This window comes from Neptuniibacter sp. 1_MG-2023 (assembly GCF_030547185.1).
Taxonomy (GTDB): Bacteria; Pseudomonadota; Gammaproteobacteria; order Pseudomonadales; family Balneatricaceae; genus Neptuniibacter.
Genome location: NZ_JAUOQR010000005.1, coordinates 118,828 through 142,474 on the forward strand (window position 1 = coordinate 118,828; position 23,647 = coordinate 142,474).

At 45.5% G+C, this 23,647-nt stretch carries 17 protein-coding genes; 2 read left to right on the top strand and 15 right to left on the bottom strand.

Annotated features, from left to right (window positions below; all coding sequences use genetic code 11):
• Positions 1-54 precede the first annotated feature (54 nt).
• Complete coding sequence (ahpF, locus tag Q4492_RS07910) at positions 55-1,617, top strand: alkyl hydroperoxide reductase subunit F (protein ID WP_303416730.1); 1,563 nt, start codon at positions 55-57, stop codon at positions 1,615-1,617.
• Positions 1,618-1,712: 95 nt separating this feature from the next.
• Here ahpF and Q4492_RS07915 read toward each other — a convergent pair whose 3' ends face one another.
• From Q4492_RS07915 to Q4492_RS07935, 5 genes are all read right to left on the bottom strand, one after another.
• Entirely contained in the window at positions 1,713-4,103 is a 2,391-nt protein-coding gene (locus tag Q4492_RS07915) for a plasma-membrane proton-efflux P-type ATPase (RefSeq protein WP_303416732.1), read from the bottom strand.
• 11 nt (positions 4,104-4,114) lie between these two features.
• On the bottom strand, positions 4,115-6,004 hold the full coding sequence (locus Q4492_RS07920; RefSeq protein ID WP_303416734.1) for an alpha/beta hydrolase: 1,890 nt from the start codon (positions 6,002-6,004) through the stop codon (positions 4,115-4,117).
• 161 nt (positions 6,005-6,165) lie between these two features.
• On the bottom strand, positions 6,166-7,290 hold the full coding sequence (locus Q4492_RS07925; protein WP_303416735.1) for an ABC transporter permease: 1,125 nt from the start codon (positions 7,288-7,290) through the stop codon (positions 6,166-6,168).
• 2 nt (positions 7,291-7,292) lie between these two features.
• A complete protein-coding gene (rbbA, locus tag Q4492_RS07930; RefSeq protein WP_303416737.1) occupies positions 7,293-10,070 on the bottom strand; it encodes a ribosome-associated ATPase/putative transporter RbbA in 2,778 nt (925 codons plus the stop codon).
• A 12-nt stretch (positions 10,071-10,082) separates the two neighbouring features.
• Complete coding sequence (locus Q4492_RS07935) at positions 10,083-11,096, bottom strand: HlyD family secretion protein (RefSeq protein ID WP_303416738.1); 1,014 nt, start codon at positions 11,094-11,096, stop codon at positions 10,083-10,085.
• A 547-nt stretch (positions 11,097-11,643) separates the two neighbouring features.
• On the opposite strand from Q4492_RS07935, the gene Q4492_RS07940 reads away from it, so the two are divergent.
• The gene (locus tag Q4492_RS07940) at positions 11,644-12,324 is read left to right on the top strand and encodes a DUF1826 domain-containing protein (protein WP_303416740.1); all 681 of its coding nucleotides are present in this window, start codon (positions 11,644-11,646) and stop codon (positions 12,322-12,324) included.
• Between the two features lie 99 nt (positions 12,325-12,423).
• On the opposite strand, the gene Q4492_RS07945 is transcribed toward Q4492_RS07940, so the two are convergent.
• From Q4492_RS07945 to Q4492_RS07995, 10 genes are all read right to left on the bottom strand, one after another.
• A complete protein-coding gene (locus Q4492_RS07945; protein WP_303416742.1) occupies positions 12,424-13,287 on the bottom strand; it encodes an MBL fold metallo-hydrolase in 864 nt (287 codons plus the stop codon).
• 130 nt (positions 13,288-13,417) lie between these two features.
• On the bottom strand, positions 13,418-13,867 hold the full coding sequence (gene cynS / locus Q4492_RS07950; RefSeq protein WP_303416743.1) for a cyanase: 450 nt from the start codon (positions 13,865-13,867) through the stop codon (positions 13,418-13,420).
• Positions 13,868-13,939: 72 nt separating this feature from the next.
• A complete protein-coding gene (locus tag Q4492_RS07955) occupies positions 13,940-15,283 on the bottom strand; it encodes an FAD-dependent oxidoreductase (RefSeq protein WP_368389435.1) in 1,344 nt (447 codons plus the stop codon).
• The gene (locus Q4492_RS07965) at positions 15,280-16,431 is read right to left on the bottom strand and encodes an acyl-CoA dehydrogenase family protein (RefSeq protein WP_303416745.1); all 1,152 of its coding nucleotides are present in this window, start codon (positions 16,429-16,431) and stop codon (positions 15,280-15,282) included. The genes Q4492_RS07955 and Q4492_RS07965 overlap by 4 nt, the downstream gene beginning before the upstream one ends.
• Positions 16,432-16,463: 32 nt before the next feature.
• Positions 16,464-17,012: an OsmC family protein gene (locus tag Q4492_RS07970; RefSeq protein ID WP_126158097.1), complete on the bottom strand. Its 549-nt coding sequence runs from the start codon at positions 17,010-17,012 to the stop codon at positions 16,464-16,466.
• A 312-nt stretch (positions 17,013-17,324) separates the two neighbouring features.
• Entirely contained in the window at positions 17,325-18,179 is an 855-nt protein-coding gene (locus Q4492_RS07975) for a sulfurtransferase (RefSeq protein WP_303416750.1), read from the bottom strand.
• A gap of 438 nt (positions 18,180-18,617) precedes the next feature.
• The gene (locus Q4492_RS07980; RefSeq protein WP_303416752.1) at positions 18,618-20,315 is read right to left on the bottom strand and encodes a sigma 54-interacting transcriptional regulator; all 1,698 of its coding nucleotides are present in this window, start codon (positions 20,313-20,315) and stop codon (positions 18,618-18,620) included.
• A gap of 138 nt (positions 20,316-20,453) precedes the next feature.
• A complete protein-coding gene (locus tag Q4492_RS07985; RefSeq protein WP_303416754.1) occupies positions 20,454-21,281 on the bottom strand; it encodes an ABC transporter permease in 828 nt (275 codons plus the stop codon).
• Entirely contained in the window at positions 21,278-22,540 is a 1,263-nt protein-coding gene (locus tag Q4492_RS07990; protein WP_303416755.1) for an ABC transporter substrate-binding protein, read from the bottom strand. The genes Q4492_RS07985 and Q4492_RS07990 overlap by 4 nt, the downstream gene beginning before the upstream one ends.
• Before the next feature lie 29 nt (positions 22,541-22,569).
• Complete coding sequence (locus Q4492_RS07995) at positions 22,570-23,379, bottom strand: ABC transporter ATP-binding protein (protein ID WP_303416757.1); 810 nt, start codon at positions 23,377-23,379, stop codon at positions 22,570-22,572.
• Between the last annotated feature and the right edge of the window lie 268 nt (positions 23,380-23,647).

The window sequence follows — 23,647 nt, forward strand, 5'->3', positions numbered from 1 at the left end:
GTGGGAACTCCACACTCACATATTTTTAACTCAATTCAATCCGGACGGTGATTTATGTTAGATAGCAACATGAAACAACAACTGGGCACCTACCTTCAGAAGATCGATAATCCGATTGAGTTGACGGTGTCTACCAACGAAACACCAAAATCTAAAGAGCTGGAAACACTCGCACGAGAAATTGCTGAGATTTCAGACAAGATAACCTTGACCATTAAAACCGATGATACAGGCCGTGTACCGCGTATGGCGGTGGGTCCGCAAGATGAAACAGCACGCGTAACCTTTGCTGGTGTACCTATGGGTCATGAGTTCACCTCATTGGTCTTAGCTTTACTACAAGCGGGTGGTTACCCAAGTAAGGAAGAGGCTGGACTACAGGCACAGGCGAAAAGTCTATCTAAGACGTTAAAGTTTGAGGTATATATCTCGTTATCCTGCCATAACTGTCCAGATGTGGTTCAGGCGATTAACCTGATGGCGGTTCTCAATCCGAATATCACCGCCACCATGATTGATGGCGGTGTCTTCCCTAAAGAAGTGGAAGAACAAGGCATTATGGCAGTACCGACTCTTCTACTAAACGGCGAACCTTTCGGTAATGGCCGCATGACCTTAGAAGAAATTCTTAATAAGGTTGATGATAGTGCTGAGGAAAAACAAGCCGCAGAACTAAACGCCAAAGCACCTTTTGATGTATTAGTCGTCGGGGGTGGCCCTGCGGGGGCATCAGCCGCTATTTATACTGCGCGTAAAGGTATTCGCACCGGTATTGTTGCTGACCGTTTTGGTGGTCAGGTGATGGATACCATGGCTATCGAAAACTTCATTTCGGTTAAAGCCACCGACGGCCCTCGACTCGTAGCCGGATTAGAAGAGCACGTTAAAGAATACGATATAGACGTAATGACCAACCAACGGGCGGTGGAGGTTCTCGATATTGCCGGTGAAGATGGCAAACAGATCAAACAAGTGACGCTAGAAAACGGTGCTGTTCTCACCGCTAAATCGGTCATTTTAGCGACCGGCGCACGCTGGCGCGAAATGAATGTACCGGGTGAAGAGCAGTACAAAACTAAAGGGGTCGCTTTCTGCCCTCACTGTGATGGTCCGCTCTTCAAAGGCAAACCTGTCGCTGTGATTGGTGGGGGTAACTCCGGCATCGAAGCAGCTATAGATCTTGCTGGTATTGTTGAGCATGTAACCGTTCTGGAGTTCGCCGATACCTTACGTGCCGATGCGGTATTAGTTCAAAAAGCGCAATCGCTGCCAAACATTACTATCATTAAAGATGCGATGACCACTGAGGTGCTTGGTGATGGTAACAAAGTAATAGGACTGAGCTATAAAGACCGTAAAACAGATCAAAGTCATGTAGTTGATGTTGCCGGTATCTTCGTCCAAATTGGTTTAGTACCTAACAGCGACTTTTTGAAGAACACCCTTGAATTAAGTGATCGAGGTGAGATCGTGATTGATAGCCGCGGTCAAACAAGCTTACCCGGTGTTTTTGCTGCAGGCGATGTTACAACAGTGCCGTTTAAGCAGATCATTATCTCCATGGGCGCGGGTGCAACCGCAGCTCTCGGCGCGTTTGATTACCTGATCCGCAACTAATTAACGTCCTTAGCTAAATCCATAAAAAACCACCGTATCGCTACGGTGGTTTTTATCTGTGTAACGCGACTTAACGTAAATATTTATCGCCTAATTTAAGCTTGATTAGTATTTATAATATTACGTAGCACTAAGCGTTTAACCATATTATTAATGAGGAACCAAGCCAGCGCATAGCCCCAAACCGTTAGCGCCATCGACCAACCAATAGGCTCAACAAACCATCCGTAAACAGCGGCGAATGTTCCAACCACTTGAGTCAGCTCTGTTGTGATAAAGAGTTTAAGGCTCGGAAATGGACGATCCCAAAAATGACCATTATTACGGGTCAAGTAAATGGTCAGATGCCCTGCAACCAGTAATTTAAGAAAGATCAATGTTTGAATGGTCGGACGTGGTAACTCCCAAATTGATTCAGCAATCCAGAACAGACCAAAACTAGAGATAACCCCCAATATACCGAGAACACTCGAAAGAACCAGAACTCTATGCATATCCCAGCGCACAGGATGCGGCGCAGGCTTAGCGTTATCATAGGCGATCATCATGATCGGGAAATCATTGAGTAGCGCCAGCAATACAATCATCGCTGCCGTCACTGGATAAAAATCGAAAACAAGAATGGAGAGCGTCATAAACAGTAAAACGCGAACCGTTTCACTGATACGGAAAATAGCGTAGGCAGTCATGCGCTCAAAAATGCGTCTCGCCTCCTCCACTGCACTGCGAATCACGCCTAAACCCGGCTCAGTTAATACTAAGTCAGCTGCGGCCCGTGCTGCATCCGTTGCACCGCTGACCGCAATCCCTACATCCGCTTGACGTAGTGCTGGGGCGTCATTTACACCGTCGCCGGTCATGCCCACTAAGTGATCGCTGGACTGTAAGGTTTGCACTATCTCGAATTTATGTTCAGGAAAAACCTGAGCATAACCATCACGCTCAAGGATCTCGCTTGCCGTCATTTTATGCTCTTTAGAAAATGCCTTGTCAGCGGTGATGAAATTACTACCTATACCTAACTTTCCAGCAATCTGTCGAGCGATAGCAATATGATCACCTGTGACCATTTTAACCGCTACACCTAACCTCCTAAGTGCAGAAATTGTAGTCGCACTATCCTCACGGGGTGGATCATAAAGGGGTAACAAACCTAGCACTTGCGCTGGCTGATCGCCTATACGTTCAGCTACCGCCAGAGCGCGATAACCATCCGCTGCAAATGTGTCAATCTGCTTTTCTACCGCGGCTTGCGCCTCGGCCGAGGCCTGCGCCCAAGCTAAGATAGATTGTGGAGCCCCTTTAGCTATATAACGTTTTTCACCCTCCAGCGTTACCTCTACCTCAGCAATTTTGCTCACGGGATTGAACGGCGTGAAGAGATCAATCCGAGCCTGATCTAAATTTTCGGCATGGTCTAGAGCACTAAGAATAGAGCTATCGATCGGATCATTACTCTCTGGCTCACAGGCTAGTGCGGCGGCGAATAACACCCGCTCGGCCTGTTCAGCCTCAACCAATGCGGGCGTTCCCACCACCAATCGGTTTTGGGTCAAAGTTCCCGTTTTATCTGAGCAGAGCACATCAATCCCCGCCAACTCTTCAATCGCAGCTAAATGGGAGACAATGGAGCCTAAGCGGCTTAATGTCATTGCACCAACGGCTAAAGTAACCGACAACACAGCGGGCAGTGCCACGGGAATCGCAGCGATCGTTAAGATAAGCGAAAATTGTAGGGTTTCAAGCAGAGGATCACCCCGGAACCAACCGTAGGTAAGAATCACGGCCACCAGCACTAACGTCGCCACGATTAAGGCGTTACCAATTTTTAACACCGCCTGCTGAAAGTGTGACGGTGCGCCTGCCTGCTCGACCAATGCAGCCGTTTTACCAAAATAGGTTCGCATTCCTGTCGCTGTTACGACAGCGGTCATCTCACCAAGGCGTACAATGGAACCAGAATAAGCCACATCCTTAGCATTTTTTTCGACGGGTAGTGATTCACCCGTCAAAGCTGACTGATCAATGGAAAGGCCTGCGCCTTTCAACAACTCAACATCAGCGGGCACCACATCACCCAGCTTTAGGTGGATAAGATCACCCGGAACAAGCTCACGCGCAGGAAGATCATGCCAACTGCCATCACGCAGTACCCGCGCTGAAGTAGCGAGTTTTTTCTTTAAGAGTTCAACTGCATTATCCGCTTTACGTTCCTGCCAAAAGGCGACCCCAGCGTTCACAGCAAGCATAGTTAGAATAATCAAAAAGTCAGGCCAGTCCTGAGCCAGTGCAGAGAGTACAGCCGCCGCTTCAATCATCCAAGGGATAGGCCCCCAGAAATAGGAGAGGATTTTCCGTAACGCGCTCTCTTTCTGTTCGATGATTTCGTTAGCGCCCTGCTCAGTTAACCGCAGCTCGGCTTCCTTAGATGTGAGCCCACTATTAACTTGATCGGATTCAGAAGCAGTATGCAGATCATTAAGCATGATTCATCCCCTTAATCTTGCAAAACATAAGTACCCGGTGCATCACAAATCGGCTTTATTTCCATATTAAAGGAGGGCTCAATTAAATCACCAGAGCGTTCCTTCAACCAATCGGCTAATTCAGGCCACCAAGATCCATCTTGTGTTTCATGCTCAGCAAACCATGTATCAGGATCTTGATAACGATCGGCATGTTTACGTGTCGCTATGCGATAACGACGACGGGGGTGACCCGGCTCAGAAACAATACCGGCATTGTGCCCTCCACTGGTCAATAGGAAAGTCACATCGGTATCAGCAAGAAGGTGAAGTTTATAAACCGAACGCCAAGGAGCCACATGATCTCGTTCAGTGCCGACTGCAAAAATAGGGACTCTAATATCAGAGACTGCAATTGGCCGGCTATCGACAATATATCGGCCTTCAGCCAGTGCATTATTTAAGAAAAGTTGACGAAGATACTGGGAATGCATCTGGTAAGGCATACGAGTAGCATCACTGTTCCACGCCATTAGGTCATTCATCTTAGCCCGTTTACCCATCAGGTAATCATGCACCATACGTGACCAGATCAGATCGTTGGAACGCAGTAGTTGGAAAGCTCCAGCCATCTGCTTAGTATCTAAGTAGCCTTGCTCCCACATCATATCTTCTAAAAAGGTAACTTGGCTCTCATTGATAAACAGCATCAATTCACCCGCTTCGGTAAAATCCGTTTGGGCAGCAAATAAAGAAAGACTTTTAAACCGTTCATCACCATCACGTGCCATCGCTGCAGCGGCAATAGAAAGTAATGTTCCCCCGAGACAGTAACCTACCCCATGAACAGGTTGGCCTCCTGTAATCTTATCTATATGCGCTAATGCATTCATAATACCGAGGGTACGATAATCATCCATACCGAGATCACGATCATCATGGTTTGGATTTTTCCAAGACACCATAAATACAGTGAAGCCCTGTTCTGTCAGATACTTAACGAGGGAATTCCCTGGTGAAAGATCAAGAATGTAATATTTCATGATCCATGCCGGGACGATAAAAATAGGCTCAGGATGAACTTTTTCAGTCACTGCATCATACTGAATCAATTCTATTAAGCGATTACGATAAACCACCTTGCCCGGCGTGATCCCGAGATTTTTGCCGACTTGAAACCCTTCTGTGCCCGCTGGTTTTTGATCATTAAGCATGCGCTGCAGGTCATCTAGGAAGTTTTGCATTCCCCGCTGTAAGTTCTGCCCGCCCTCTTTTTGTGTTTGTTCCAGCAATTCAGGATTGGTCAACAGATAGTTGGAGGGAGAGAAAAGATCTAAGATTTGTCGCGTTGCGAACTCAACCACATTTTCATGCTGCGGAGTAACCCCTCGTACACCCGTTGTTGCGTTGTACCACCATTGCTGGTTTAACAAAAAAGATTGGTAAAAGAGATTGTAGGGCCATTTCTGCCACGCCTCTCCACTAAACCTTTTGTCTTGAGGTAATGGATCGATACAGGGACAAGGAGATGCCGCTTCAGGATTAACGCCCGGCGCACAAAAACCTGCATAATTTGCCAGACGTATGGCTTTTTTAAGCGCTTTTTCAAACAGTTGAATCTGCTTGCCCGGTGCTGTAACAAGATGAGCCGCCCAGTCAGTATAAGCCGCGGATAAGCCGCTCGGAGAAAGCCCCCCCGTAAAACGCGCTATAGATGCGTTAACACTCTTATCTAGCGTCTCTTGAAAAGAAAGTGGATAGTATGAATCTTTACCCAACAGTTGAGTAAAATAATCTGTAGGGTCTTTATGAGCAAAGCTAGCATGACAAGCTGTACTTGCCTCCCCTTGCTCTTTTGCCTTAACTTCATCTGCCTGATCGGTCTGATTACTACCAGACTGCTCTAACCCGTGCGATTCCATCTTAAATCCCTCTTATATCTTATGGAACATTCTGCTCTCTATATGCTAAGAGTATAGTCAAAATGCTGCAGCGCGACATTGAGCGAGATTAATTTTATAGTTGTTTCTTATCCAATTTTAGAGAAGTTTATTGTGCATCGCATCATTTAATCTATTGCAGATTAACGACTAACAGCGATGGAACGTCTAAATAACCCAAGGCTAGCACTAAAAAAGATACTACCTAGACCTATCATAATCAGCAGTTGGGGCCAAATAATTGTGATATCAGCGCCACGGAAGATCACTGCCTGAGCAAATGACATATAGTGACGGGAAGGTAAGAACCAAGTCACCGGCTGGATAATTTCAGGCTGACTCTCAATTGGCGTTAGACCACCGGAAAGCATAGTTATAGGTATGATCACCATAATCATCAACAACGCAAACTGCGCCATAGTACGCGCTATAGTGCCTAAGAAAATGCCTATAGCAGCAGCAGCAAATAGATAAATAGTTGTCCCTCCCACCAGCAGAAAACGGGATCCACTAATCGGTACATCCAGAATGGTTTCTACAACGATGAGCATAGACAGAGAAAAGGCAACAAGAATAATGAGTCCATTAGCTAAAACCTTAGACATCACGATCTGAAACGAGCTTAGCGGCATTACCAATAGGTGCTCGATAGTGCCATGTTCACGCTCACGCAACAGTGCGGCCCCGGTGAGTATAATGGTAATCATAGATATCTGATTAATCAATGCATTAATCGCGCCAAACCACATACCTGTACCATTGGGATTAAAAGCGCGGCGCTGGACTAACGTCACGGGATAAGCTGTTGTTTCATCAGAACGGTTGATAAAGTGATTAACCTCATCAACAACAATGTTTTGAATATAACTGTTACCTAAACTGGCTTGAGTCACCGCCGTGGCATCAATATCGATCTGAACACTAGGCTGGCGGCCTCGGCGTACATCTTCCTCAAATTGTGGCGGGATTTGGACAACAAACATAAACCGATCCAGATCCATAGACGCATCAATCTCAGCAGGCGAGATAAGTTCGGGCGTTTTAAAATAAGGCGGATAAAGAGCGTTTGCAATAGCACGCGAAAGTGTCGAATGATCTTCATCAACGATCGCAATAGAGGCATTATTAACTGATTCACTGGTCGCTGTAGCTTGCGAATAGATTGCTAAACTAAACGAATAGATGATCAGTATGACCATCACTAGATCACTAAAAACGCTACGCAGCTCTTTAATACCAAGCCAGAAGATATTGATCCAAGTTTTCATCTTCAGGCCTCCTGCTTTTTCAAAAATGTAGCCGCAATAATGACTAAAATCGGCCCAAACACAGCAAGTAGAAGAATATCCCCCATCAATTCAGAGAAACTTAACCCTTTAGTAAACGCGGCTACACTCAGGTGCATGTAATAGGTTGCGGGCCACAATAGACCGATTAGATGTCCGCCCCCCTCCATAGTAGAGGTCGGTTGAACTAAACCAGAAAAATTAATTGTCGGCATAATGGAGAGAATAGCCGTAGCAAAAACCGCCGCCACTTGAGATTTTGTAACAGTTGAGATCAATAAACCAAAGCTAGTCGCAGCAAAAATATAGAACAATGCTCCTAATGATAAACCTAATAGGCTCCCCTTCAGAGGCACATCCAGCAGAAACACCACCAGCAAGGTCAAAATAATAAAGTTGACCATACCAATAGCAATATAGGGCAATTGCTTACCGAGCAAGAATTCAAATCGGCTTGTTGGTGTGACATAAAAGTTGGTGATAGTACCGATCTCCTTCTCCCTTGCCATACTTACCGCCATCAAAATCGCTGGGAACAGTAATAACAACATAGCTGGAGTCTTCGGCCCCATAGAGTAGATGGTCTCGAAAGAAGGGTTATAACGATAGCGTGGCTCAAGCGTGACTTTTGAGACCGCACTTGCATCAACACCTGCATTCGTCGCTAATTGCGTCAGATAATGAATATGTGCACCGCTGACATAACCGGCAATAGTGCCTGCTCGAGTGGTATTAGCGCCATCGATCCACGCTGAAACACTCGGTGTTTCTCCTTTTTTAAGGTCGCGACCGAAGCCCGGTGGGATCTCTATAGCTAAGGTAATATCATTGGACTTCAACCGCCGTTCAAGCTCATCTTTACTGGTTAACGCCGGTTGTTCACTAAAATAACGCGAGCCTTCAAAGTTACTCAGATATTCACGACTTTCGGGGGTTTTATCATTATCGAGTGCAGCATAAGTTAAATCTTCAACATCCAATGAGATGCCATACGCGATAACAATCAACAACAGAGAACTACCAAGAAAGGCAAACGCCATACGCACAGGATCTCGCATCACCTCCATAATTTCGCGATAGCTATATGCAAGCAGCCTGTTTAGACTAAACCCTTGTTTTTTTGTCTCTGACGACTGAGGGAGCTGAACATCGCTCAACCCTACAGCGGTTTCAGCTAGTGAGGTGGCTGGAATAGCACTATCATTATTCGCTTCATCACTCTTATCACCGATCGCGTCTTCAAGGTAACCAATAAAGGCCTCCTCTAACGAAGCAGCTCCTTTTGCCTCAACCAAGTGCTTGGGCTCATCATAAACCAGTACCCGCCCTGCATGCATAAGTGATATACGATCACAGCGCAGCGCTTCGTTCATAAAATGGGTGGAGATAAAGATTGTTACTTTGTCTTTCCGTGAGAGCTCAACCAACAACTCCCAAAACCCATCTCGCGCAATAGGATCTACACCCGATGTAGGCTCATCGAGAATCAGCATCTCCGGCTCATGGATAACTGCAACCGCTAAAGAAAGGCGCTGACGAATACCTAAAGGTAAGGATGATGCCAATACACCCAGATGTTCACGCAAACTAAAACGTTCAACAAGGGTATTAATACGCTCAGCGGTTTTCTCCGGCGTTAAATGGAATAAGCGGGCATGTAATTTTAGGTTTTGCTCGACACTCAATTCACCGTAAAGGGAGAATGCCTGAGTCATAAAACCAACACGTTTGCGGGTTTCCAGATCATCCGCATTAACAGAATGACCAAACAGATAGGCCTCGCCTTCTGAAACTGGCAACAATCCTGTTAACATTTTCATCGTCGTTGTTTTACCGCAACCGTTTGAGCCAAGAAAGCCAAAAATCTCACCCGCTTGTATCTCAAAGCTAACATTATCAACCGCGGTAAAATTTCCAAAACGGCGGGTCAAATTTTTAGCGACAATCGCTGGCTCTCCACCCTTTTCTTCTAAAGGTGGAATAACCAATTCACTCATGTCACCACGTTTACTTTCAGGCAACAACCGCACAAACGCCGCTTCCAAATCCTCAGCGCCGGTTTTCTCTTTTAAACTCTCTGGCGTACCTGTATCAAGTACTCGACCGGCATCCATAGCCACCAGCCAATCAAAACCCTCTGCCTCATCCATATAGGCGGTGGAAACCAGTACACTCATATTAGGACGTTCTTTACGAATGGTTGCGATCAGTGCCCAAAACTGACGCCGAGATAGGGGGTCTACGCCCGTGGTAGGCTCATCTAATATTAGCAGATCAGGATCATGAATCAGCGAGCAGCAAAGACCCAATTTCTGTTTCATCCCCCCTGACAGCTTACCTGCAGGTCGGGAGAGGAAGGGATGTAGCCCCGTTGCTTTAGTTAATCGCTCAATGCGTGTTTTACGCTCACTTGTGCTTTGGCCAAAAAGCTTACCGAAGAAGTCGAGATTCTCTTCAACACTTAATTCTGCATACAGGTTTTTACCTAGCCCTTGGGGCATATAGGCAATCCCAGGGCCAACAATTTTTCGATGATCGACCGAAGTCATATCACCGCCCAGCACCTCAAGATGCCCCTTTTGCAATTTACGCGCGCCAGAGATCAGCCCCATCAAAGTCGACTTACCAACACCGTCGGGACCCAATAAACCAACCATTAAACCAGAAGGAATATCCAGCGTTATATCATCAACGGCATGGACCTTTTTGTAGCTATGTGTAACACCCTGAATACGAGCGATCGGACGATCCTGTTCAGCCATAGTTGGCACCCGCTAGTGGTTACTAATGTTATCTGGATTAATTTTTGCTGGAAGCTTCTGGAGGAATGCTGGCCACTCAGGTAGCGCTTCGCCCGGTAGTGGAGCAAGCTGAATATAAGCTACACCTCGCACCCCTGTTTTTACACGGTCTATATACGCCTGTACTAGAGTTTCTGGCACGCGCACTTTGACACGAAACATGAGCTTTTCTCGCTCACTCGCTGTCTCCACCTCTTTTGGTGTAAATTGGGATTCGGGGGAAACAAAGCTAACCCTTGCTGGAATCGCTACATCAAGAATATCTAGCTTCACCCGCGCCTCAGCACCTATAGAAACACGATGGGCCTGAGATGAGGGCAGAAAGGTCTCCATATAAACATCAGCAAGATTCACTAGTGTTAACACTTTACCACCACTGCCTAATACTTCACCGGGTTCCGCAAGGCGATACAATACTCGTCCTAAACTTGGCGCGACTAAGACGGCATCATCAATCTGTGTCTGGATTCCCTGTGCATCTGCCCGTGCCGCATCAACATTACGTTCCTGCGATACCAATGTGGCATTAGCTGCATTCAGATTGGCCTTAGCAACAGCGACCTCACTTACACGGGTGTCATAAGACTCTTTACTGGTATGACCCTTTTTCACCAGTTCCCGCGCGCGACTCAGTTCCTGTTCGGCAAGAATAAGCTTAGCCTTAGCTTGTGCAATAGATGCCTCTGCCGCTGCTACTTGGCTTTCGGCACTCGCAATGACCGCCTCTGCACGTAACAATTGAGCATGCAGTTGAGCAGTATCAATCGTTGCAACGACTTGCCCTTTCTCAACAAGGTCGCCCTCTTTCGCAGAGATCGTTTCTACACGCCCAGCGATTTTTGTTGATATATCAATCTGTACCGCTTCAATACGTCCATTCCCCGAAGCGAGACCTTCCGGCAGTTCAGGTGCTTGAAGGTTCTGCCATAGGAGCCAGCCGCCTACAGTGGCAAGTATTAAAACCACAACAATTATTACTCGCTTCACGTCTTTCTCCATTATCCAAAATTCGTCAACAAATCATTATTAAATCGTTGTACCTAGTTATTACAAACAGCACTAGTCCTGTTATTAACAACACTATGTTCCATCTCGGCATATTTGATCATCAGGGAGAGGCACGTAGATCTGCCAACAATCAGACCTATATGTACGGTGACTTCACATGTCGTTTAAACAAAAAGTTAACTTAATCCTAAAGTAGTATCGAACAAACTGGCTGAAATTTCCTTGATGTCAATCACCTAGGTATAGAACAGGAACGGCATCACTAAAATTCAGAGGGGGCTATTCGGGCAAGTAACGCAACGAGGTCGCATAAATCTAGTCACATAAACCTATGTAATTACCCCACCGATCCAAAGCGGATAGTTAACATTAAATTAGCATACTGAAATATAAGACTCAAACCTTCATAAGGTATAAACACAGCATTGGTAACAGTGATATGCAGATAATTTTCTATTGCGGGGGACTCAAAATAAATCATTATGTTATATTATAATGATTTATTTCATTAGGACAGGTGATCGCAGTGGGTGCCACAGAGTCAGTAGACAGTAATACTTATTTAGAGCATTACCAGCATGAAAATAACTATGTAACAGGAGACTCTCCTGCAGCGATGACATCAATCTACGAAGAACAGGTCAATCTAGTTATTGTACAACGCTCACTACCTGATGAGATCGCGCTCTATTGCCAAGAACTAGTTCATAACAAACCACATTTTAATCTCCGCTCTGTGATCAACCATAAAACGGCGCTAGCGTCGCTAAAATCCTCACTACCTGATTTGGCAGGACAATCCGTATTTTTAGACGATCTCGTTTTGTTAGTAGAGATGTATAGCTGCTTGTTCGAGCTTGATGAGATAGGCCTACGATTACAAGTGTTAGATCGTGCTATGTGCCCCCGCTTCCATATAGATAAGTTAGGTTGTCGACTGGTGAGCACTTATCAAGGGTCAGGAACCGAATGGCTCAGCAATGACGATGTAGATCGTAATAAACTTGGGCCGGGTAATATGGGCTTAAGCGATGATGTCTCAGGTTTATACTCTCAGATGGCCGACATTCAGCAAGTAAACAAAGGTGATATTGTTCTACTAAAAGGCGAAGGCTGGTATGGCAATGAGGGTTTAGGTGCAGTACATCGATCTCCAGCGGTGAAACAAGGTGAGAAGCGTGTTGTGCTGACACTGGATTTTGCCTGAGTAAAACGGTCTATCTGTTTCTAGATGAACAGCAGTGGCATGATTCTGGGCGGAAAAGATAACCGCCCATTCGCTTTAAAAATATTTAACATCAAACCCTTACAAAAAATTCAGTGGGATTTTCAAATACTGTAAACCATTACTTTCCGCTTTTGGAAACTCCCCTGCTCGGATATTTACTTGTACAGAGGGGAACAAAAGCTGGGGCGAGTCTAAAGTTTTATCACGGCTGTTACGCGCACTGATAAATGCGGTTTCATCCACCTTATCGTTTATATGAATATTATGCTTACGCTGCTCTGCAACGGTTGTTACCGATTGATGTGTACGTGTAGCAGGCGGGTAGTCATGGCACATCATCAGTTGAGTATCCTCAGGATAAGCAAGAATTCTACGAATTGAAGCATATAAGGTTTCAGCGGAACCCCCAGGGAAATCACATCGTGCGGTACCAACATCTGGCATAAATAAGGTATCACCCACAAAAATCATCTTTTCAGCTACGACATACGCAATATCAGCCGGTGTATGGCCGGGGGAATAAAGCGCCTTGCACTGAATAGGTCCAATAGTAAATTCCTCATCCTGATCAAACAGGTAATCGAAATTAGCGACTAATTCATCATCAGATTCAGACACATTAAACAGTTTTGAGAAGCTATGGATCACTTGAGTGACCTGCTGACTAACCGCTATCCGTCCACCGACTTTACTTCTTATATAAGTTGCAGCAGAGAGGTGATCCGCATGGATATGGGTTTCAAGAATCCAGTCAACGTTAAGCTTCATCTGCTCAATAAATACGAGAATCTTATCCACAACGTCAGTATTCGTTTTACCTGAGTTAGCTTTGTACCCAAGTACTGAATCAATAACCGCACACTGACTACCTATACCTGAATGAATCACATAACTGAAGGTTGATGTAGTGCTATCAAAAAAGGGTTCTACTACAGGTGCCATTAATTAGCTCCAGAGGCTTGGTAAGAGATATGTATGAGGAAATTTTGCAAGTAGAATAAAGCGTTGTGTTATTAACTGGCCGGCAAGGAAAAAAGCCGATACCCAACAAGTGGGTACCGACTATAAAACGCTAGTAGGTTTTGTACGGAAGGAATTTACCTGAAAGAACGACATTTACACGATCGCCTTTAGGGTCTTCTTCGCGCTCAATATCCATAGAGAAGTCGATCGCGCTCATAATACCGTCACCAAACTCTTCATGGATCAACTCTTTAATCGTACTGCCGTACACGCTCACAATCTCATACCAGCGGTATAACAATGGGTCCGTTGGTACAGCGGTAGGTAAAGAGCCTTTGTAGGGTGTAACTTGCAACCAAGCGATCGCTTCATCTGATAACTCAAATAGTTCACCTACTTTTTCAGCCTGCTCTTTGTCGAAGGTCATCTGGCCTAAACATGCAGCAGTAGTCCACTCTTTTGAAAGACCAATAGTTTCAGCCACAGAACCCCACTTAATACCTTTGCGTACTTTAGCGGACAAAATCAGTTGTGTTACTTCTTCGCGATTACTAATCATGTTGTCTTCCTTCAATAAAGATCGATGTCATTGTTTGCACAGCTGTATTTCGTTACAACCCTGCTATAAAAGTTATGCCGCTTGAGTCTGTGAGCCTGACCCCACTTTTAAATGAGCCACTAGCTGATTCTCAATTGTTTGTTCCATAATCAAGGTTTCTGCATCTTCATAAATCAGCGTCCAAGCTACATCAGCTACTGGTAGTCCATTTATCACCACTGGCAATGAGCGGGTTTTCAACCGCACTACCGGTGTACTGTGCTCATAGCCACGGCTATCGTGCTCAAGAATGGCATGGGCAATTGATTTAGCTTGGTGCTTGATCGGTTCAATAAAGCGACAGGGCGTACCTTGGATACTGATGCAGTCACCCAACGCATAGATATCGGGTTCACTCGTTTGCAACGTGTTCATATCCACCTTAATACCTCGCTCAAAATCCAACCCAGCATGACGGGCAATACGGTTATCGGTCATAAGACCCGTTGCCGCTAAGACTTGATCAACATCAAGTGTGTTGCCTCGCTTAAAGTGGATCTGCTTCTGTCCATTAGGTAACTCAGTAATCTCTGTAATTTCATCATTCCCCCTATAATCCACGCCTAAACGGGAAAGGCTTTCTGCCAAACGCTTAGAGGCTAAGGTGGGCAGTAAACCGGCTAACGGGAGGTCATTGCGATCCAATAATGCAACCTGATGTCCAGCGCGAATAAAATCTTCCGCGATTTCACAACCAATCATTCCTGCACCGACAATAGCGATCTTCTGGGGACCTTTTGCCAATGCTTGTTGCATACCAGACCAACTATTCAAATCATTCACTCGCCAACACAGACTAGGGGGTAGCTGCTTAGGCAGAGCCGGTTTAGCGCCCTGAGCTAATATTAATTTTGTATAGGTTAATGAGCCCCGAGTAGTACGTAACTGATTTAATTCAGGCGTAATACCTACAACAAAGGTGGATGATATGAGCTGCACACCTAAACGACGTGCGGCATCAATACCGGTTTCTTTGATCAGTGCTGCTTTATCTAAACCCCGACTAATAGCAACCGATAACTCAGGCTTGTGATAAATATCACCCTGACAAGCACTAACGAGCGTGATCGGCACCTGTTGATCAAGTTGACGAATCGCGTCAACAGCGGCCCAACCTGCCAGCCCTGCACCCACAACGACAATGCCTGGTTCACTGCTGAAATTTTCAGCTTGCTCGATAACTGCGGCTACTGGTTTTTCAAATAATTCAAAATCTGTTTTGGTAACACCGCAAAGAGGGCACTCCCAATCATCGGGTATATCTTCGAAACGGGTACCCGGTGCTAAACCACTATCTGGATCGCCCTTCTCTTCATCATAAATAAGGCCGCAGGCACGACAGAGATACTGCCTCCATTCTGGAAATTGGTTACTCATGCTGGTACCTCCTCTCGCATTTGCTTAGCCATTTCCCAGCGAAGGTGTTTAATGGCTGGTGTGACTATAGCGACGAAATGCGCTTCACGAATACGGCGTTGGGGAGCCGCGCTCATTAAATAACCTTTGGCACCTTGATGTAGCAGTGACGACTGGGAGGCTTTAAGGCATAACTCGGCCCCTTGAGAACGCACATCTAACACATCAAGGAAAAATTCTTTACTACCTTCATAAGGGGTTTTCGCTAATACCATCGTGCGGGCAACCAGGTCATCAAACTCAGCTTGCAGTTCATCTGGACGGTTGTGGAGGTATTGATTTACATGACCTAAGGTAGGTTCGACTGCCCTCATAGAGTCAATAGATCCCTGAATAATACCGGCTGCGATGCCTACCTGTAGTAGAACAAAAGCACCGCGAATACGTTGTATAAAAGGTCGTGCAGGATCAGCAATCATCTGATCTTCACTGACAAAATAATCGACGAGCGTAATAGCCCATGTACTTGTACCTTCCATGCCGGAAAACTCCGGACAGGCACGTAAACTTACCCGCTCATCTAAATCCAGTAGGAACATAATCTCGTGGGAACGACTGCCGTCACTACGGTCGACCGCAGCAACCGCGCCACAATATTGGCCTTTAGCTATATGACTCACCCAAGGCAAGGTGCCACTGACACTGTAACCACCGGGTACTTTTTTAGCTTTAAAGGCCATATTTTCAATACCGGCGAGGGCTTTCATCGGATTAGATAACCCTGTACCACCAAACGTTAGCCCCGCAGTATGATCACCAAGCCGTGCGAGCAAAGCGGGGTTACCTGATTGCTCCATATATAAGCCACATACATCATGGGCCCAGGTCAAGAAACCTGTAGCACCACAATGACGACTAATTTCACTCATCGCTGAAATCGATAAATCAAACCGGCAACCATGCTGATCTAAATGACCAGCATAAGCACCTGCCTGACCGAGGCTTGCCATGATATCGAGCGGGTAGTACCCCTCATCAATACGCTTAGCTGCTGGCGCAAGTTGTTGCTGCGCAGCCAAACCGACATCGGCAAGCACCTTGGCATCATCGGCCCAACGAGCTGTAGTAGCTGTAGGAGCTGTAATTGAAGAAACTGCAACGCTATTCATGGCATACCTCTCAAAGTCAGTTAGTGATCCAATTAATCCATCAAGCTAATGCTGAAAGGAATTGGGTTACGCATAGTGTTCGCAACTGGAGAGAAATAGTTAGCGCGGGTTACAATTTCATCCAACTCTTCACGTGACGCATCGCCTTCAATTAGAACCTTCACACGAATCTCCTGAAAACCCATCTGTTCAGGCTCCATCTCAGCACCACCGGCACCCCATGCAGCAGGATTACCTATATCACCCTCTAGAAAAACTTCTAGTTTGCTCAGTTTTACTTGTTTCCAAGTCGCTACAGCAGTAATACCTACACACAAACAACCACCTAGGCCTGACAATACGATTTCACCCGGCGCTGGCGCTGTGTCTTCACCAAACAGGTGCAATGGCTCATCAACGACCACTTCATGCTGATTGATATGACTCACCGTACGGTACTGACCATCAGTGATGGTATGAACTTTGTTTGTGCCACGATTACCTGGGTTGTTAAGTCCCTTTTCTGCAAATGCCATCAAACCATCACGATCAATCGAACGTAGGTGGCTAGAAACAGTTTTTGGTGTCATTGCTGTATTCATGTTTTTCTCCAAAAGATTTAGCAGAACTGTATATTTTGTTATAAACATTTCAGATGTTTCTTGGATAATTGCACTAACAATGCCAACATTAATTAATTATTTAAAATCAATAACTTAAATTATTTTTTGCATTTCCCTGTCTGTTTTATTTAGCATTGTCATAAATTGTAATATGGACATTGTTAAGCATTGTCACTTATCTAGCAGACATCTCCTTTTACCTAAACGACATCAACAACCTTAGATCTACAGACCGGACATAAAAAAACCCCAAACAGACGTTCAGGGTTTTTAATCAGCAACACATATTCTTTAACAAGCGTAAGGTAGACCCGTTTCTATAGGCAGGGCCTCATCCTCTGCCCACTCATTCCATGATCCGAAGTAGAGTTTTACATTATCAATACCTGCCGCTTTCAATGCCACCAACGTATTTGATGCTCTAGCTCCCTTAAAACAATAGATATAGACGTTACTGTCTTTATTAATACCGACACTTGCGCAATCCGCCAACACCTCTTCTGAGGATTTAAACACCGGCACAGCACCCGGCTTCATTAAGCGATACCATTCAAGCCAACGCGCACCAGGCAGGCGTCCCTTTCGTGAGGAGAAATCTTTTCCATAAGGGGAGGAGCTAGTGCCGACCCATTCATCAACATCACGCACATCAAGCAAAACAATATCGTCATTGTCGATCGCTTTTAACACATCATGCTTATCTACCATCAAATCGTCTGCGCCATGATCCAACGGAAACTCTGCGGCAGTAGGTGTTATAACTTCCGTTGTCTCTTCTAAGCCTGCAGCTTGCCAAGCCTGAAAACCACCATGCAAAATCGATACTTTTGGATAGCCGAGATAAGATAACAAAAAGTATCCACGACAAGATTGACCAAAGCCTGAGTTCATTGAGTCCTCATAAACAACCGCGGTCTCTTCTCCCGACAACCCCGCATCACCAAACACACGGGCAAACTTACCTTTCAACTCCGCAATACCTTCTGGTGTAGATGCAGCTAAAAAGGTAAAAATATCATGAATATTCACAGCACCTGGGATATGGCCTGCGGCAAACTGCTCTGGATTACGGGTATCAATAAGTACCACTTTCTCGCTATCAATCTTGTCCTGTAATTCTTGAGGCTCCAATAGAACTGTTGTCATTTTAAAACTCCAGAAAAGTATAATTTATAGGTATAAGTCCAAAATTGTTTATCTTCCTGTAAATACCTATCAACAACTGTTCCAGAAACAATAATTCATATATAAAACAAATAGATAGAAATCATTCAAATGTTTTACAAATCTATCAACCGCACTAACGTCCACCATTGTCAGTCAATGCCATTTGCGAATTATCATCCTCAACAAGAAAGCTGCGAGCACTAAGGCCTCCTTACTGAAAGCAATCCTTATAAAAAGAGACTGGAATATACATTTGAAAAGAAAGAAGAAAGGCCCTGTTAGATAAGCTAGACAGCTATAGCTGTAATGAAGGGGTTGCAGCGCGGCGCTGGCACTCTAGATAAAAGCTGACAAGTACTATAAAGGGGGAATAACATCCCTATATTCCCTCTCCCTCACGTATGATAAATTTATACTTTATTCGCGGCTAAGATTAAGCGGCAATCCAAGCTTTTCTATACGATACCTAAACTGTCGCGGCGACATCCCCAACATAGCAGCCGCACGGGTTTTATTCCCTCCCGTATGCTTAAGTGCCTCTTCTATTGCGCCGGCTTCATCTTTACGCACCCAACTATAGGGCCTATTTTGGGTAGAAGCGTAAACCGATGACTGCGGCGATGAAGGCAAAGATTGAGGTTGCGCCGGCAAAGCAGCTTCGGTCCGGTCAGTGGAGAAAGAAGCCCCTGCTGGAACCCTATCCGACGGCTGACCTGCCTCCAGATGTTCATTAATGGCGGACTCCTGCCGTAGAATCATCTCTATATCATTGACCGTAATCGTTCCCTCAAGACTGATTAATACCGAGCGCTTAATGACATTTTCAAGCTGACGAATATTACCGGGCCAATTATAGGTTTCTAAACGATCCATCACCCCTTTATCAAACACGGTATGGCGGCTATATTCGGTGTTTGCGCTAAGTAGAAAGTGACTTGCCAATATTCTCACATCCCCAGCCCGCTCTCTTAACGGCGGCAGATGAATAGGGAAAACATTGAGACGGTAAAAAAGGTCAAGGCGGAACGTTCCTTTATTAACCGCCTCTTGTAAGTTCTTATGGGTTGCCGTAATGATCCGTACATCAACAGGGATATCCTTAACCCCACCCACTCGCTGAATAACCTGATTTTCCAGAATACGCAGCAGCTTGGATTGTAGCTCCATATTCAGATCACCAATCTCATCAAGAAAGAGAGTGCCCCCGCTGGCGAGTTCAATCTTACCTTTTTTACTCGCAGACGCGCCGGTAAACGCACCCCGCTCATGACCGAACAGCTCCGATTCTAATAACTGCTCGGGTATAGCTGCACAATTGATCGCTACAAAGGGCTGATCCCTACGCGAGCTATTCAGATGCAATACCTGAGAAAAGCGCTCTTTACCTGTACCCGACTCCCCTGTTAGCAGCACAGTAACCACTGTATCTGCTACTCGGCTGATCTGCTTCAAAGCATCACGAACCGCTTGGCTTTCCCCTAAAATACCGTGGTTATTTTCGCCACTCTGATTTTGTAGCGCATCTTTTAGCTCCCTATTCTCCTCCTGTAGATAGCTAGTGCGCTCCTTAATCAAATTGTTGATACTAATAATCTGTGCAATAAAAGTGGATAGAATACGTAAAATCATAAGATCACTATCGATCGCACGGGGTCGCATTCTTAAACGATGAGCAGCAAGCACCCCAATAGTGGAATTTCCATCCATAATCGGCACCGCCATATAGGCAACAACACCATCAGGCAAGGTCTCTCGATCAACCGCTCGGAATAGATAGTTTTGTTCTTCATCTATATTCTGAATGACCGCAGGCTGGCCACTTTTCATTACACTACCAGTAATCCCTTCACCAATCTTGTAAACACCTAAGCGACGCTCCTCATCACGTAAACCATAGCTGTAACGAATCTGTAGATTTTCATTGGTCGCTGAAGGGAGTAATACGCGTCCTCGGTTCAACCCCAGCATCTGCGACATTAATCGTAACGTGCCTGAAATAGCGATTTCAGGCGTGGCAGACTGACCAATAAGTTTCGCCGATTCATGCAATACAGTCAGATCTGATGCCCCAGCATCACTCTCTGCATTTTTATTCACATCTGTTGAGTAATCCATAAGCCCTAACCTCTGCAACCCGAAAAACCGACTACAGTTAATCGGTATATTGCGATGACTATGCGAAAAGCCGTTATAAAAACGGCTCTGTCGTTTGGGTTATCCAGCAACCAACACTGGATAACCTGTACGCTGCCATTACTCCACATGCCAGTTAAAACGTTTTATTAAAACGCTACAGATCGTATCTAAACAATAGCCGATCACCCCAATTACAAGCACGACTGCCGCTAGATAGTCATAAGCTAATGTGTCCCTAGCATCGTTAATTGCGTAGCCTAAACCACTAGTAACCCCTAGGTATTCAGCAGGTACAAGGACAACCCAAGCAACTCCAACAGCTAAACGAATACCTGCCATGACATCCGTCATAATTGCAGGAAGTATGATCCGGTGTAGCATTTGAAAGCCTGAAGCGCCGAGGTTACGCGCTACCTTGAACCAGTTAGGATCAATGCGGCGCACACCATGCGCCGTTGAGAAAATAATCGGCCATACGGTTGCCATCACGATCAGGAAGATAATAGCCGAGTCCCAGCTATCGAACCCCAGCACCGCAATGGGCATCCATGCCAAAGGACTGATCATGCGCAAAAACTGAAAAGGAACATTGGTGACTTTTAGAGCAGTGGCAAAATACCCCACAACAACCCCCACAGGCACACCAATAACAATCCCCCAAACCAATCCAGCCAAAATGCGATACAAGCTCGAACCTATAGGCTCCCAAACCTCGCCACTGCGCACTAAATCTGCCAAGGCACTAAAGGTCGGCGCCGGAGCAAACGCTGAAAATGCACTTAGATCCGGATCATTTTCGATCATGTAACCACCAACCCACCAAAGCGCGAGCAAGCAGGCAATACCCAGCGCAGGATATTGCAATGATTTAAGCCAGCCAAATAACTGAGGCATATTAGGTACCACATTCGTCATAGCAAATGATTGAGTGTTGCTAGTGCTCATATCTTAACCACCTCTTCACGCTCAAATGGATTTTCTGCATCAAAGCCAGGCGCATTTTCCCAACCTGGGTGTTTTTCCATTGCGGCTTTAACAAAGCGGTAATCAACCAAGTCTTTAGCTACAAAATCTGCATCCAACTCTTTCAGGAAGGTGGTGTCGCCACTCACTAAGGTATGTTTAAGCTCATTGACTATAAGCTTCGTCGCCGATGGGAATGGCCATGGCTGGAAGTCGATACGACCGCTGCCCCATTCAGGATTCTGAATCGCATCAGGAGTGGCATAATCCTCTTCGCCATACAGTGTCATCGCACGCTCAACCACATTCGCTTTCATGGGGAGATAACGCTTGCCATCCCTAGACATCATATGGGCGACTTCTTTCTTGTTTTGCTGAGCATAGATCTGAGCTTTAACAATGGCGTTCATCACTTTTTGCGTCCATTCAGGATTAGCGTTCACCTGAACTTCATTCATACACACAACACAGCAAGGATGGTTACGCCACATATCACCCGTAAAGCGCAACATTTTACCGCCCGCTAACAACTCACCCGCAGCATTAAAAGGTTCAGCAACGATGAAAGCATCGATTTTTTTAGCGGCCAATGCTGGCGGCATATCAGGTGGTGGCATTATCTGAAGATTGACTTCATCTGCGGCAACGGTCTCCCCCTGCCCCTTAATAACAGGCTTAAGGCCTACATGACGTAACGCCATTTGCAACACAATATTATGCATTGAATACCAATAAGGTACGGCAACCTGCTTTCCACCTAGATCAGCAAAACCATCCGCTTTAACATGTTTCCCAACTACCACACCGGACCCATTCAAATGTGCCCAAGACATGATTTTGACGGGAAACCCATTGTTGTATCGCATCCAAATAGGAATAGGTTTAAGGAAGTGCACAAGGTTAAATTTACCCGCGGCAAAGCCTTCAACTAGAGGAGACCAACCGCGAATAAGGGTAGGCTTCTCTGATTTAAGCCCCTCTTCAGCAAAAAAACCTTTCTCATGGGCTACTAATAGCACCGTTGCATCGGTAATCGGTAGATAACCAATACGCACCACTTCGTCAGCAGGCGGTTGAATATCAGCCCAAGCAGGCATACTCGCTGAAAGCCCAAACATTGTGGCTAGTCCACCCATAGCAAGACTATCCATCATAAAGTCACGACGGCTCATCTCATATTTCTGTAGATAATCCTGATCTATGTCGGAAATTTCATTCTGTATAGATTTATGCTTTTTCATTGTGAAATCCTCTTAAAATTGGGTCGCTATCACGCGGCAGATTCGGCAACATCAGATTCATCTGAATCGACAGCTTTACGCCCTGCCAACCCGGTATCTGTGCCTTTAAACTGCTGCATTAATTCATCACGCATAGTTTGAAAGCCTGTATCCATGTGACGTCGCGGCCAAGGCAGATCAACCTTCTGCTCACCGACAATACGACCAGGATTTTGAGACATAATTAATACGCGATCAGCCATCGCAACCGCTTCATCAATATCATGGGTCACAATCACCATAGTTATCCCCCGTTCACGGCAGATATTGGGCACCTCTTCCTGAAGCTGAGTCCGGGTAAACGCATCAAGCGCAGAAAAAGGCTCATCCAAAAGCAGGACTTCCGGCTCGGTCGCTAGTGAACGCGCTAATGCAACCCTCTGCTGCTGGCCACCTGATAGGCTTTGCACATTGGCATTTTTCTTATCACTCAGGCCAACCATATCCAGTAAAGTGTCGACCCGTTCCTCCGCCTCAGCTTTTGGGACACCATCAAAAAGCAATCCCAATGCAGCATTCTCTTTCACACTCATCCAAGGATAGAGAGATGCTTTCTGAAACATCATGTTCCACTTTGCACTAGGCTTAGCCACCTGATGACTGTTGATACGTACACAGCCTTCAGACGGTATTAATAAACCCGCCATCATGTGTAACAGCGTGGATTTACCACAACCACTTCGCCCAATCAGGGCAACCAGTTCGCTTGGTTCAATTCGATTTTCAATATCTTTCAGCGTAGGTTCCGCTGAAGAACTGAACCTATGTGTGATGAAATCAAGTGAGATAGATGCACCCATACTACGGCTCCGGTAAATTCATATTGATTTAGATCAAAGCATTTTTCGGGCCAAAAAAATTAAACCAATAAAAACAAGGGGTTAGTTATTTTCACAACCTAATAGCTATATATGACAAAGATAGACAATGTTGCGCAATGACTGCCTTTGTTGGTATGAGACAACTTTTTGGTGCGCTTTCTTATGCCAATCAAAAGCAATAATTGACACAAATAACGAAGAAATAGAGTGAGGGGTAATGAAGTTTTTTAACCAAGAACGGGGTTAT